Genomic DNA, 14,021 nt, shown 5'->3' on the forward strand with positions numbered 1-14,021 from the left:
TATAAGAATACTTCCGGATGAACAGATCCATAAAAAATTCAATAGCTTTATCCTTCCAAACATCAACTTATCGTGTACAGAGCTTTACTATTGCTACCTATTTTATTGTTAAGCTGCCAGCAGCCTGCTCAACAGGAAGCCGGCCAAACAAATACTCCTGCAAAACCGGCGAAAGAAAGTGCGCCTATTCCGTTTAAACTGATCAGTGGAAATGCCGGAAGTGACAGTGCGGTATTTGAAACCGAAGGGATTACTGCCGCAATTGTTAACTCATCGGCAGGGATGCAAACTATCCATATTACCCAAAATGGCAAGCGGTTAATCAACTATATGCGCGCACTGGATTCGGGCGTTACGGTGATACCGGTGCCGGAACTGATTATAACGGGTACGGATACTTCAGTGGGGTTTAACATCCCATCGCCTTCTGCCAGAAAATTCTTCTTCAAAATAAAAAATAACAAGGCCACCTATACGAAAATAGCGGATGCGCCTATGGCGGCAGACAGCATAAAAAAAGGCCCTGCTGACGCAGGACCCTTTTAAAGAAACAACCTATTTTATTTAAAATCAATCGGAATTGCCAGCTTTAAGCTGAAGTTCCGGCCCACATTGTATACGCCGGATCTGCCGGTAACTTCATTGATGGGCGCATATTTCAGCCTGCTCAGGTGACTTTGATAGGCCACATCTGTGAAGTTATTCACGGCAAAATGCAGGGAGAACAGTGTTTTATTTTTCTTATTTACGAAATCAGATCCCAGTCCGGCATTAAATAAAGTATAACTGCCCGTAGGGGTTTCTGTTTCATAAGCGGAGAATACATCGTTTTGTGCAAAGTTCACATCCATCTGCACACCTATGTAAGCATTCTGCAGCGGGCTTTTACCTACTTTCTTAAACTTCCCTTTTAATTCGGACAACCAACGGGTAGGCGGAATATTGGGCAGATATTTCGTAGAGTCAGTACCGTTACTGGTAGTAGCCCTTACGTAAGAAACGGTATTTTCAAAGTGCAGCCAGTCAATGGGATGCGGATGTATATCCAGCATCAGTTCTCCTCCGTAAAGGTTGGCATCTGTTTGCTGATATTTGAAAGCAGCATATCCTTCTTCGTTATCGACAGCCGGGATAGAGTCGGAACCCGCCTGGTTAAAGAGTTTACGGGAGAAGATGAAGTTATTAATATGATTATAGAAGACACTGGCTGTTAAGGAAACGTGCTGGGTATTGAAGTCGATACCTGCATCTACCTGTGTAGATACTTCCGGTTTCAGGTCCTGGTTACCATATTCATATTTGATAGTTCCCTCGTGTACGCCATTGGCAGAGAGTTCTGCAATATTGGGCGCCCGGAAACCTCTGGCAGCATTCAATTTCAACACTACGCGGTCGCTGGCTTCGTAACTAAGTCCTACGCTACCGGATATATTAGAGAAGTTGCGTTTAAATGCATCAAACTTCGCATCGCCGCTACCAGCGGGTTTACCGCTTGCATCCAGGAACAGGGCTTTGGAATTCATAGACCGGTTATCGAACCGCAGCCCACCGCTAAGGGTGAGTTTATTGAACGTTTTGCTGGTAACAGCGAAAGCGCCAAAATCGAACAGGTCGTATGCCGGGATGAGGAATTCTTCACCTTTGTTTTCATTGGTTTGTTGCATCCCATTCGCGCCCACAGTTGTTTGCCAGCCGTTCATTTCGGGCAGATAATATTTCAGGGCGTAGTTGAATGTTTGCAGATGAAGGTACAATCCCGGTGTGTTGGGATTTACCGCATCGCCAAATTCACGGCGCTGATTCAGCTGATAGCCCAATGTGAGCCCTAAACGCCCGCCGTTATGGAGATACAGATTATTATCCCATACTATTTTCTGGTGATTAATCTGTTGTTTAGGTACCGTCATGCTATATGACTTGTTGTCGCTGCTGGTAACCGGTGCTTCATCCGCCACTCCGTTATTGTTGACCGGCTTTATAAAGCCACCGGTGCTATCGCGGTCACCTTCTACGAGTCCGAGGTGCTGATTAAAGGAAGAAAAACTCAGGTGAGAATATCCCCATTGCTTATTGATACCGATAGTAGCGCCATAGTTGGTGTTATTGAAGCGGGAATTAAAAACGTAGTCGTCGTATTTGTTTTTATAATCGTGCGATTGTTTTTGTGTTACATAAGCTCCCCAGCTGATGCCGTTATTATTTCCGGCGATATCGGCATGGTAGGCCATCAATCCGCTGTTGGTCTGATAGTTAGCTTCTACATTTCCTTTTATTTTCCCCATTGGCAGCGGAGCAGGTGGCACAATATTTACCACACCAGCCAGTGCATCTGAGCCATAGATGAGGGATGCAGGTCCTTTGAGCACTTCTATTCTGCTAACATTATAGTCATCGATCTCAATACCATGTTCATCGCCCCATTGCTGGCCTTCCTGGCGGATACCATCTCCTACTATCACTACGCGGTTGTAGCCGAGACCCCGGATAAAAGGTTTGGAAATAGCCGGACCGGTAGACAGTTGCGTAACGCCGGGTACCTTCGCAATGGCATCAATGATATTAGTGGAGATATTATCATCGAGGTAATCGCGGCGGATAACACTGATGGGGGTAGTTGTTTTCTTTACAGAAGTAGCCAGGTTGGCGCCGGTAATCACTACCTCATTTTTTTCTATCAGTGTTTCAGCGAGTATAAAATCTTTGTTGACAGCGCCGGATACAGCCACCTGTTCTGTATAAGCGGCATACCCGATATAGTGTACCTCTACCAGGTATTTTCCTTTAGGCAGATTTTTGATGGTGTAATTTCCCTGTGCATCGGCAGCAGCGCCTACGCGCAGATCCGGCAGGTATACGGTGGCGCCGGGTAAAGGTGTATGCGATAATTTATCTACTACCTTACCGGATAATGAGTTTGAGTATACCCCTTCTTCGGGGTTAACGCCAGCATAGGCGGCGGGCAATGCCAGTAAGATTACACTCCAGAGTCCGAGTATAAATACACGCAAATAATGCATATCTGAAAATATATAGAATCAGTAAAGATGGGACCATGGTCCATAAACAGTAGTCAACGTGCACATATGTTCACGTGGCGATAAAAAACTATGCAATGGCGGCTGGTGGCGCTCTGGGAGTGAGATTATAATAGGTAGTATGTGTGGTTTCCGGTATGGATAGCGGGTAAAATACCCAGATTACTTTTTGAACCGGGGCTATATACAAGGTAACGAATGGCTCATAGGGCTCTACGCCTATTTGCAGAAAGTCACAGTGCCGGTGGTGTTCAGAAATGGTAACGCCATCATGCTGATGCACCGCGTCCACAGTATCATGGTGACCGGAAAATTCGTGTATAAATTCCCGTGGGATGGTATTAATGGCAAATACACCCAGGAGAATAATAGCTAATATTTTATGCAGATAGCTTTTGTACACGGAGGCAAAGGTAGCAAAATTGATGAATTTGCAACACTGTTGCACCATTATTAATGAAATTATAAGGTCATTTTACTTTGAGCATAGGCCATACCTGTTGTATGGGGCCGTTTTGAAACCGGGCATAATAAATACCAGCGGGCAATTGATGGCCATCGAAGGTAATTTTATAGGTACCGGGTGTATGTACTTTATTTACGGGTACGCTGATGAGGCGACCGGTGGTATCAAAGATCTGGATCATGGTATTGCCGCTGCCGGTGATATAAGTGATGTATGTATAACCGGCAAAGGGATTTGGTGCATTAAAGATGAGCTTTTTGCCATCTGTACTCAAATCCGGCAAACTGGTGATGGTACCACAGGCTACGCCACTGACCAGGGGAAGGCGCTGGTAGTCTTTCCCCATAATTTTTTGCAGCTCTGTTTGATCCACACAAAACCATTGTTCCAGGATAGACGCGTAAATAGAGCGGAAATCGTATTGCATGGGGATATTATCTATCACCGAGGAGGTATCCGGCAGGGTGGGTGAGTTACCCAGCACGCCCTGGTTTACATAATCCCCGAAAATGATCATGGGCGCGGCTGCGCCATGGTCGGTGCCCATGCTATAGTTGGATTTGATACGGCGGCCGAATTCGGAGAAAGTCATGCCCACTACCCTGCGGGACGCGTGCAATCCTTTCAGATCGTCCATGAAAGCTTTAATAGCGTCGGATACACCACCGAGCAGGTTAGCATGGCCACCTTTGCTGGTGTCACCTCCTTCAGTTTGATTGGCGTGGGTATCGAAACCACCGGTGCTGACCATATAGAGCCGCGTTTTCAATCCGCCGGCTACCAGTCGTGCTACGATCTTCAGCTGTTCTGCCAGATTGTTATTGGCTGGATAAGCGCCCTGTGAAGTCACTTTTTTAGCGGCGGCAGTAATGGCTTTTTCGTAGCTGTTTGTTTGTTTGGCAATGAGACGGATATACGCGAGCTCCTTGCCTGCTTTGGTATTAGGAACGGGGTCTGTAACACCGTCTATCAAATTATAAAAATCATCCGCGCTGGTAATCGCAATACCCATACTTGCATTAGGTCCCTGAAAAGCCGGAGATACGATAGATCCTATCTGTATCGCCAGTGGGTCGGGTGCTTCTGCGTTGGGATATCCGTCGGGGAAGTGTTCGTATTGTGTATCGAGATAACGCCCCCCCCAGCCGGTAGTGAGTACTTCGTTGGAATCAGATCCGGTGAGCCATATATCGGTGGCGCGGAAATGTGAGTAGTTAGGAGAAGGGTATCCCACGCTTTGCACAATGCTGACTTTACCATCGTTGTAGAGTTGCTGGAGGCCTTTCATGGATGGGTGCAAACCAGATTTAACGTAATTATCCAATCGCAGTACTTTACTTTCCTGGATAGCGATATTCGTACGTGCAGCCTGGTATTTGCCATATACATCGAGTGGCACCACCATGTTGAGGCCATCGTTTCCACCTGTCATCTGAATCATTACCAGCACATGATCATTATCTGCAGAAGCGCTGCTTAGCGCATTCAGCATAGGCGAGGAAGCGAAGGCTTTAATAGAAAAGCCGTTGATTAAGGTAGGCAGGATAGCAGCTGGCGCTGTATATTTAAGGAAGTCTCTTCTTTTCATAAAAAGGTTTTTCAGCTATCAGGCTAATTGATATTCTGACAGGTCCATGATGTATTTATACAGTGCTCTGAGACGGCTTTCCACATTGTCTTTCACCGCAGCATCGCCGGGAGATGCTTTATAGGAATTCCAGGCATCTGTCCAGTAAAAATTACTGTTAGGACTTTGGCCGAAGAGGATAATACTATTTTTCAGAAATGCTTTAGTATCATCGGAAACGCCTACACGATATAATATATCCAGGGAATCGCTGACCAGTGCTACCGGATCTTCGGGATGTGGCAGCTGGCTGGCAAAGGCGATGGTATCGATATGGAGATTGCTGAAGCCGCCCGTACTCACGAGGGCATCACTGAGTTTATTGCGTTTAGGCAATGTATCTGTATTGATCCATAGTTCGTGGAAGGAAGGTTCCTGATAGTAGGCTTCCCATCCGGCCACGAGCGGAGGATCTCCAAAGTTCTGCAACATGGCGGCTGCGCTTCCGTGAATAGCTGCCCATGCAGCATAACGACTGGTATAATCGGAAGGGAAAGTGATGCCGTATTCGCGGCAGATGCCGATGCAAAAGTCTGCCGGGCTTTTGATGAGGCAGGCCATATTCAGCGGATCAAAAAAGTGTTCGCTGTTGAAGAGGGCGTTGAGTGTAATTTTTATGTCGTACCCACTGGAGCGGAATATTTCCGCGAGTGGTGCGATGACGTTTGTTTCTGTGGCCTGGTCTATCTCATAATAAACAAAGAAGCGGTACAATTTCCGGCAAATAAATTTCGCTACTTCTGGTTGTGCAAAAATAATATTGAGCAGGGCATCCACTTCACCGGCGCCATCGGGGCCTGTTTGCCCGGATATTACTTTATTGAGATAAAAAGCTGAAAACTGTTTATTGGTGATATCATGCTGGGTAGTATCGAAGAGGCTCACGATGTTTGTTCTATCGACCCGGAATCCGGTGAGTACGCGGGCAGTGGCTCGTACATCATCTTCCGTATAATGGGAATCAGGGCCTTTTCCTACGGTAAAAAGTTCGTGTAATTCTCTGGCGTAGTTTTCATCGGCGGCGCCTTTTGAATTAAGATATCCGTTGAGATACACGAGCATGGCAGGATCCAGCGTGATGGCTTTGGTAAGGTCTTTAAAATTCCCGAGTGCATGTTTGCGCAGGGTAAGGTTGTATTTGTAGATAAAGCGGCTATCGTTTACCATCCCTGTTTCTGTCACAAAATGATTATGCCAGAAGAGCACCATTTTTTCGTGTATGCTTGCGGGTTGGTTAATCATTTGTCCTGTCCACCAGGCTTTATAGGAGGCGATTCTTTTCCTTTCCAGCATTTCATCACCGAGTGGTGCGTTGACCCAGGTAGCGCCGGGAGTAACGCCGGTAGCATCCACGCCATAGTTATTCACGGGTGGTGCGGGATCTGCCTGTGCGGTGAGCAGGGTATCTATGGCCTGTTGCATGGTCATGCTTTTAAAGGCATTCACATTAGCGGGAGTAACGCCGAATAGGGTACGTTTCAGCAGGTGTATCTGTTGTAATGATTCCCAGTCACCGGTATAGGGTGCCATCCCGGTGTCGGTACGTGCCGAAGCGGCAGCATTGCTTGTATTGCTGCGATCAGGCGATAAGGTCAGGAATTGTCTGCGATCCATAAAGTGATATGGTTGATGGCTTAGGGGGCCGATTATAGGGCCAAATTAACAAAAACTTTAATCTAATTAAAGGGAAAGTGATATTATATTATAAAGAAGTTCAAACATGATCTTTCCCCGATCATAAAGTCATTTCGATTATCATGCTGAAACAATCTTTATCATTTTAATAATCAATTAGTTACAAATATTTTATTTGTTAACGCATCATAAATTGTATAACTTTGGAAAATGTCTGTCGATATATAGACATGCCAAAAGGGGACTGTCGCCTCCTGGAAAGAATAGACAGCCCCTTTGGCTTTTTTGTAACTAAACAAAAAAAGATAAATGAAGATTGATGAAAAAACGGCGATTCGCCAGTTTGTATTCCGATCTGCTTACTTTGCAAACTTCCTCACTCATAAGCCGCCCGATTTTTTTGACAGTCGTTAGTACTTGAAATAGTTACTAACATTTTTCTGTTTTTACCGTAATCACGGTAACGGGCATCCTATGCTCAAAATAACATTTTCCTTATCAAAAAATTGTCGCTCATATCAATTTAATTATATTAATATCAACGCATTACATATTACAATACAAATATAGTCAATTATTGTTACAGCGACACAGATTTGTAACATTTTTAATCTTAATAACCAATGCATCACTATAATAAGCGTTTCATCAAATTGATACGAAAAGAACTAAAACTTACACAACAGGAAATGAGTAATCTGCTGGGCATATCACGCGGCAGCTTTGCCACTTATGAAAGGGGCAGGTCGAAGGGCAATCATTTTTTTCATGAGAGAATGGGAGCGTTGTTTGGGATTGATCTTCGTCAGCCTGCACACCTGCACAAAATTGTGTTTACTGATCCCGGCAAGATACCGGCGGCTTCTTTCGCTTACCTGGCGCAGCTGGAGGTATATGATACATCGGAACAGGCGACATAAAAAAAAGGAGCCCGTGGCTCCTTTTTCCGTTATAGATGAGTTGACCGCATTAACTAATATTTTCTATGATACCCGCAATCCCTTGTCCACCGCCTACGCATGCGGTTACGATACCATATTTTTTATTGAGCCGCTTTAAATCACCGAGCAACTGCACGGTTAATTTTGCACCGGTACATCCCAGCGGGTGCCCGAGGGCAATGGCGCCACCATTGATATTCACAATATCAGGATTGATACCCAGCTCGCGGATCACGGCAATAGACTGAGATGCAAACGCCTCATTCAATTCCACCAAATCAATGTCAGATAAGGTTTTGCCGGTACGCTGCAATACTTTCGGAATCGCTGCAACCGGACCTACTCCCATTATACGAGGATGCACGCCTGCCGACACGCAACCTACCAAACGACCGATAGGCTTCAATCCCAGCTCATTAACCATACGCTCGCTCATCACCACTACGAAAGCGGCACCGTCGGATGTTTGAGAAGAGTTACCTGCTGTAACAGAGCCACCGGCAGCAAAAACGGGTTTCAATTTACCCAATGCTTCCATCGAAGTATCTGCACGAGGGCCTTCATCAGTGTCTACGGTATAAGAACGTTTTTGTTTCTTACCATTACCATCTACATATACTTCTTCTACATTAATAGGCAGAATGCCTGGCTTGAAATAGCCATTCTGTATGGCATTTAATGCCTTCTGATGCGATTTAAATGAGAACTCATCCTGGTCCTGGCGGCTTACTTTGAATTCATTAGCCACTGCTTCAGCGGTGAGTCCCATGCCAATATAATAATCGGGATTGGTACTGGCCACGGTATAATTAGGAACGGTTTTCCATCCTGCCACCGGTACGAGGCTCATACTCTCTGTACCACCTGCAATGATACAATCTGCCATCCCTGTCTGGATTTTAGCCGTTGCAATGGCAATGGTTTCCAATCCGGAAGCGCAATAACGATTCACCGTCATGCCCGGTACATCAATACCCAATGCCCTCACAGAAATCATACGACCAATCTGTAAACCCTGTTCTGCTTCGGGTACCGCATTCCCTACAATCAGATCGTCTACCCGCTTAGGATCCAGTTGTGGCAAGGATTGCAACAACCCGGTGATGACATCTACAGCCAGGTCATCTGGTCTGTAAAAGCGAAATCCCCCTCTTTTAGACTTACCCACCGCGGTGCGGAATCCGGCTACTATATACGCTTCTTGCATGAAAAAAAATTTTATAATGAGCTAACGGTTAGATTATCAACATAATGGGTATTTATCCACATTTCGTCCTTGTTACCAAATTTAATTAAATAAAGTACACAAATATTCAGAAGATCCGTTAAATTTGCGCTCACGTTTTTTAACAATGAACGTTGGAATGACTCCCTAGCTCAGTTGGTTAGAGCTACTGACTCTTAATCAGTAGGTCCTGGGTTCGAGCCCCAGGGGGGTCACACAGATAGTAAAGGGTTTCAGCACCAATCTGCTGAAACCCTTTTTTCATTTGAGACACAAAACGAGACCCATAAATCGAATTCATATTGAAAAAGTGATACGCTTTTCAAGTTTTGGCTATTGTCTCCTTAGCTTTTTAAGAAATGAATCCCAAGAATCAAGTTTGATTGGAAGACCAAAATAATTCTCGAAATCATGTCTAATTTTGCTTTCACTTAAATCATCGACCGTTCTACCGCCGATAATAACATTGTGAATGTTTATATCCTTGTTTCCATCGACTTCAGTTGCAGCTTCAGGTCCCGGAAAAGAATTGTAGATGGATTTGCCGGCAATTACTTTTTTTCTGATTTCATGGGTATATTGTCTAAACGATTCCATATTACGATGAATATATCCTAATCTATTTCTTATTTGGCTTGCAGCAGTATCGATTTTCGCATTAAATTTTTGATATCCGGACTGATTAATAATATTAAAATCGGCTCCCTTTATTTCTATTAATATAACATCCATTCGTGACCTGCCAGTAAAAATTGCAAAGTCAATACACCCCCCATCTAAAGGAAATTCAGAAAAGCAGATGTAATTATCTGCAGGAGAAGCATATGCTTCGGCAAATATTGAGAGGTCTTGTTTTAGTAACAGTTGAATTTCCCGTTCGTTACATCCTGCATGAATCAATTTTTGTATTTCAGTTTTAGGCAACATATATTTTTCGATTGTCAACTGACGCAGTAAACGAGTGGAATCTACCTGGTGTGGGAAATCCAAATGTGGATTTATCTGTACTCTCAATTTTTCAATTTCATGCAGTAAGACTTCATTATTGTAAGTATAATTTTTTATTTCGTCTTCACTGCATGAAATTATTCCTAATGCTTCTGTAAGACTTATACTTTTCCATTCAGGGTTTTGTTTCTGGATAGTCACGATATCAAAACTATCGCTATGATATCCCGCCGGTTCATAGTGTTCAATAATAATAGAACTTTTCGGAATAATTAACCTGCTATTCAACTGGCCAACAATTACCTCAATATAATTGGTCACAGATCCGCAGGGATTCAGATCTCCTAAATCAGTTAAAAGGGCAACCACTTGTTGGTGATTATTGACAAAAATGCGTACCCTACATAAGCCATCTTTATGATAATTACCTTGAAATCTAAAAATAATATCACTTATTTTCATAATAAAACTGCAAACTATTTTTTATAATTGAGTACCCGAATTAATGTACAAAAGATCTATTTACTGCTGATGCCAAGACGGGTACATTAGGGTTAACCGACGAATTAATGTACAAAAGATCTATTTACTGAACTGAAGTCTGCTTTATGATTCCAGAGTGGCTCAACTTCTCTTTATATAACTGACCAGTTTTATTCATCTGCAGATATTGGAAGTACCCAAGCCTCAACAATAGCCCTTTCGAGCCTTTCTACGGAATCAGATGTTCTCAACATTGAAAATATTCTATTGATCTTGTGCTGTACTATAGACCGGTTCTCGTTTATAAATTCTATTGGAATACCTTTTAGTATTACCCATAACAGATAAAACCCCATGGATACTCTTACGGTACCTGTCAGAAGAATGGAATCCAATCGTCTGTTACTTATGAACTCCTTTGTTTTACCTGTGGGGCTCGAAATGAGTAATTTAACTTTCTCTATAAAATCCATTTCAAAGTCATTAAGTGCCAAGAGGAATTCTGCCTTAAATGTGGGATTCTCTAATATTTGAGTAATGCATGATTTATTCTTAAGTGTGAGAATGATTGTAGTTGGGTGTTTCCTTATTTCAAAAATCTCTTTGATGTCCTCTATGTCTGGTGCACCCTTTGTTATATAGTGTAAATAGCCTAAACAGGTAACAAGTTCTTCATTCAGCATTCTTTTGTCTTCTATTCTTAAGTACAACCAGCTGTTTCTTTCGCAAATATTCTTTATAGAATTGGTAATTTCGCTATCAATATAAGCATTCCAGAATTCAAAAGTATGTTCCTTTATAGGAAATGGCTTATTATTAAGTCGCTTAAATAATTCTTCAGGCTTAAAATCTTTATTGTTTTCCTCCTTGATCTCTATAACCTCCAGGTCATAATTTTTTATGCATAATTGTTCATCCTCGGAAAGCTGATTGAATTTCTTTGCGTGCAGCTGTGGCGATAATCCTGAACGCAAATCGAGAGAAAATTTATCCTTATTGGAAGTTGTCATGACGCCGTTCCCATTTGCATATTGTTCTCCTAAAAATCCAATTATTGTAAACAATCGCTGTTGGCCGTCAACAACTTCAGTAATTCCGCTATTTCTTCGGTAAGTATATAATGGATGGATTTTAATCCCTAACAACATGCTTTCTATTAATAAAGAAGATTTTTTTATCTTCATTACTTCGGTACGCTGATAGGGGGGGTTAAGAATAAATTTTCCCTTTTTCATTTCGCGAAGGATATCGTTAACTGAACAGGTTGTCGGTTCCGTTTTGGTAAAGTATTCGTTTTCATATCCTGTAGAGAAACGTTCTTCCATATATTTATGCATCTTCTTCTTATGTGTAGAAAGGAATGTTTCATCACTTTTCAGGTAGTTTACAAACGAGATATTCAACTGAGAAGTGAAGAACGAAGAAACTTGGCCATACCTTTTCAATATTTGTTGCACATGATTGTTTCTTTCAATACGATAGTTTTGTAGCTGCTTTGCAAAATGTTTGACCATTCTTTCTTTGAAAGTTGCATTATTGATTGCATTTAATTCAACTTTTTCCTTTTCGCATATAGACAGCGCCCAATATAAGCATTCGTAAATTACACCATTTGAAGAAATACCCTCTTTATACAATAGGGCCTTAATCTCCATAAGAAAATGACATTTTTCCTTAAATTTTTCAAAGATGAGTCGAATATGTTCCCGTTTTCCCTTTGTAATGGTGCTGTAGGAAAGATAATCATAATAGATGTTTACTATATCTTCCTGTTCATTAATGAATCTGTTGATGGGAATATTATGGAGAACCAGCATTTGCCGAATATGCTGCATCATTGTTTCCAGATTTTTGCTTCGGTGTTCAAATAAGCCCATTACTTGATTATATAGGCTCTCATCTCTTTGAAATTGGTTTTTAAAATAAAGATTGATTTCATCCTGAAGATATTGCGCTTTGAATACTTCTTCTTTTTTCAGAGGAGATATGCCCAGGTTGTATCTTTTGAAAATCTCACGTTTAATTAACTCCTCTCCGAGTGAATTAATATTTGCATCACCGGAATCCGTTATGGTGATTAATCTGAGTTTGGTATCCAATATCCGTTCTCTCATTTTTTCATCTAGTTGTGAGAATTTTTTTCCTGCCAAATTCCACAACCGATCAAGTCCGCGAGATTTCAAAGAGAAGCCGTCCTTAATGAACCTTTCGATCGTCTCACATCTTTGCCTGCCATCTATTACCTCCCAAATTTTCCCCTTTATATAAATTACAATAGGTGGTATTTCGCCATGCAGTAAAATGGTTTCAATAAAGTAGGTAGCTTTTACTTTGGTCCATACATATTTACGTTGATAGGACGGGGCATAGTTTAAAAAATGTGTCTGTTCATTATTTAGCTGAAGTATAGAGCTTATAGATCTTAACTTGTGTCGTATAACCATTTTTTTAAACAGCTCACGTATTTCACTTTTTAATGCAGTTGTCTTCATGTTTTAATGTTTATTTTCAGAAATGAATTAATTGCTATTATAGCAGGTATATGCCTGATTGACTCTTATCAAGAGATACCGTAATGATAGTTATATTCTCAGCGGCAACTTCTTCTCTTCCGGGATCTGTTCAGCCTTTCGAGCTTCCATACAGCCTCCTGATATTTTTTAAATACCTTAAACGGCGTCATTTTTAGTTCAAGAGCTATTTGGGCTAAGCAATACCTTTTTTCATAATGAAGTTTGAATATCAGGGCTTGCACAGGAGTGATATATACTTCGTAATTAGCTACTGGTATTATCGGCTTTTGATGATAGGCAATTGCTATCGTTTTTAGCCTCTTAGTTATTGCTATTAATTCTTTAATGATTTCACTCTCCTCCCTTTTTACAGCTTGAGAAGTCTTGCCCAGATGTTTGCCAATCTGTTTATGACTGAAACCTCTTTTGAGTAAATCCATAATTATTTTTTTTGTAGGAAACAGATAAGGAAGTGCTTTTTCGATCAGCTCCCGATTTTCTTCGTCGATCCGCGCTTTTTCACGTTCCTCCGATTCCTTTTGGGGATCGCTAATGGCAAGGGAAATCCCCTTGTCATCATAGGATTCCAGTGATGTAGTGATTGTTTTTTTTCTAAGATATTCCGAACACCTCCATCGTACCTGATTATAAAGAAACCCCTTAAGTTGCTCCAAACTTTGTATATCATGTCGGTGGTCCCAGATCCATAGAAATGCATCCTGAATAATAGTGTCAGTTTCAAAATTATTTTGTATTCTTTTGTGGGCAAAATAATGTAAAGACTTACTTAGCTTTTCCTCAAAGTAAGTTAAGCCTCTTGGCGAGCCTTGTTGGAATAACAGAAAGTATTGATGGGAGCTGTCTTCTGATGTTGATAATGGAGAATCTATGTCGGACATTTTCTCTATTGGAATTACGTAAAAAAATACAAATGATTCGGCTTCACCGAATATAATGAGGTAGGTAATGCCACTTTCTCATTAATAATAAATTGGAGAGCAATACACCCTGGGATTTCTATAGTTGAAAGCCAGGGTATTTAGCATGCTCGTGGCCGGGGTAATTAGTCTTTGACGAAATATTTTGGCATAAAAATAATGCAGGTGTGAGCGGCAGCTTTTTTCAATCATAAGTTTGGTGTATGTTTT

The 14,021-nt window shown here is 41.8% G+C and carries 10 protein-coding genes and 1 tRNA gene; 3 read left to right on the forward strand and 8 right to left on the reverse strand.

Translation table 11 applies throughout. The features are described from left to right. Window positions 1–72 precede the first annotated feature (72 nt). Window positions 73–546: a hypothetical protein gene (locus VIP81_RS11625; protein ID WP_331960219.1), complete on the forward strand. Its 474-nt coding sequence runs from the start codon at window positions 73–75 to the stop codon at window positions 544–546. 14 nt (window positions 547–560) lie between these two features. Here VIP81_RS11625 and VIP81_RS11630 read toward each other — a convergent pair whose 3' ends face one another. The 4 genes from VIP81_RS11630 to VIP81_RS11645 form a co-directional block, all read right to left on the reverse strand. Further along, window positions 561–3,017: a TonB-dependent receptor gene (locus tag VIP81_RS11630; RefSeq protein ID WP_331960222.1), complete on the reverse strand. Its 2,457-nt coding sequence runs from the start codon at window positions 3,015–3,017 to the stop codon at window positions 561–563. An 88-nt stretch (window positions 3,018–3,105) separates the two neighbouring features. Further along, on the reverse strand, window positions 3,106–3,486 hold the full coding sequence (locus tag VIP81_RS11635) for a hypothetical protein (protein WP_331960225.1): 381 nt from the start codon (window positions 3,484–3,486) through the stop codon (window positions 3,106–3,108). Between the two features lie 19 nt (window positions 3,487–3,505). Further along, entirely contained in the window at window positions 3,506–5,089 is a 1,584-nt protein-coding gene (locus VIP81_RS11640; RefSeq protein ID WP_331960228.1) for a DUF1501 domain-containing protein, read from the reverse strand. Between the two features lie 18 nt (window positions 5,090–5,107). Beyond that, entirely contained in the window at window positions 5,108–6,742 is a 1,635-nt protein-coding gene (locus VIP81_RS11645) for a DUF1800 domain-containing protein (protein WP_331960231.1), read from the reverse strand. 644 nt (window positions 6,743–7,386) lie between these two features. Between VIP81_RS11645 and VIP81_RS11650 the strand changes: the two genes are divergently transcribed. Next, the gene (locus VIP81_RS11650) at window positions 7,387–7,683 is read left to right on the forward strand and encodes a helix-turn-helix transcriptional regulator (RefSeq protein ID WP_331960234.1); all 297 of its coding nucleotides are present in this window, start codon (window positions 7,387–7,389) and stop codon (window positions 7,681–7,683) included. Window positions 7,684–7,732: 49 nt separating this feature from the next. On the opposite strand, the gene VIP81_RS11655 is transcribed toward VIP81_RS11650, so the two are convergent. Then, complete coding sequence (locus tag VIP81_RS11655; RefSeq protein ID WP_331960238.1) at window positions 7,733–8,911, reverse strand: acetyl-CoA C-acyltransferase; 1,179 nt, start codon at window positions 8,909–8,911, stop codon at window positions 7,733–7,735. A 159-nt stretch (window positions 8,912–9,070) separates the two neighbouring features. Between VIP81_RS11655 and VIP81_RS11660 the strand changes: the two genes are divergently transcribed. Beyond that, window positions 9,071–9,144 (forward strand) — tRNA-Lys (locus tag VIP81_RS11660). 118 nt (window positions 9,145–9,262) lie between these two features. On the opposite strand, the gene VIP81_RS11665 is transcribed toward VIP81_RS11660, so the two are convergent. From VIP81_RS11665 to VIP81_RS11675, 3 genes are all read right to left on the reverse strand, one after another. Beyond that, window positions 9,263–10,339 (reverse strand): Shedu immune nuclease family protein, encoded by a 1,077-nt coding sequence (locus VIP81_RS11665; RefSeq protein WP_331960241.1) that lies wholly within the window; start codon window positions 10,337–10,339, stop codon window positions 9,263–9,265. 191 nt (window positions 10,340–10,530) lie between these two features. Further along, the gene (locus tag VIP81_RS11670) at window positions 10,531–12,852 is read right to left on the reverse strand and encodes a DUF262 domain-containing protein (RefSeq protein ID WP_331960244.1); all 2,322 of its coding nucleotides are present in this window, start codon (window positions 12,850–12,852) and stop codon (window positions 10,531–10,533) included. Between the two features lie 98 nt (window positions 12,853–12,950). Then, on the reverse strand, window positions 12,951–13,772 hold the full coding sequence (locus tag VIP81_RS11675; protein ID WP_331960247.1) for a sigma-70 family RNA polymerase sigma factor: 822 nt from the start codon (window positions 13,770–13,772) through the stop codon (window positions 12,951–12,953). Between the last annotated feature and the right edge of the window lie 249 nt (window positions 13,773–14,021).

The organism is Chitinophaga sp. (genome assembly GCF_036566945.1).
Taxonomy (GTDB): Bacteria; Bacteroidota; Bacteroidia; order Chitinophagales; family Chitinophagaceae; genus Chitinophaga.

What these genes read in the sequence shown, in the direction of transcription:
- VIP81_RS11630 (WP_331960222.1), bottom strand. Translation starts at nt 3,017, where the DNA reads ATGCATTATTTGCGTGTATTTATACTCGGACTCTGGAGTGTAATCTTA.
- VIP81_RS11635 (WP_331960225.1), bottom strand. Translation starts at nt 3,486, where the DNA reads ATGGTGCAACAGTGTTGCAAATTCATCAATTTTGCTACCTTTGCCTCC.
- VIP81_RS11675 (WP_331960247.1), bottom strand. Translation starts at nt 13,772, where the DNA reads ATGTCCGACATAGATTCTCCATTATCAACATCAGAAGACAGCTCCCAT.
- VIP81_RS11655 (WP_331960238.1), bottom strand. Translation starts at nt 8,911, where the DNA reads ATGCAAGAAGCGTATATAGTAGCCGGATTCCGCACCGCGGTGGGTAAG.
- VIP81_RS11650 (WP_331960234.1), top strand. Translation starts at nt 7,387, where the DNA reads ATGCATCACTATAATAAGCGTTTCATCAAATTGATACGAAAAGAACTA.
- VIP81_RS11645 (WP_331960231.1), bottom strand. Translation starts at nt 6,742, where the DNA reads ATGGATCGCAGACAATTCCTGACCTTATCGCCTGATCGCAGCAATACA.
- VIP81_RS11670 (WP_331960244.1), bottom strand. Translation starts at nt 12,852, where the DNA reads ATGAAGACAACTGCATTAAAAAGTGAAATACGTGAGCTGTTTAAAAAA.
- VIP81_RS11665 (WP_331960241.1), bottom strand. Translation starts at nt 10,339, where the DNA reads ATGAAAATAAGTGATATTATTTTTAGATTTCAAGGTAATTATCATAAA.
- VIP81_RS11640 (WP_331960228.1), bottom strand. Translation starts at nt 5,089, where the DNA reads ATGAAAAGAAGAGACTTCCTTAAATATACAGCGCCAGCTGCTATCCTG.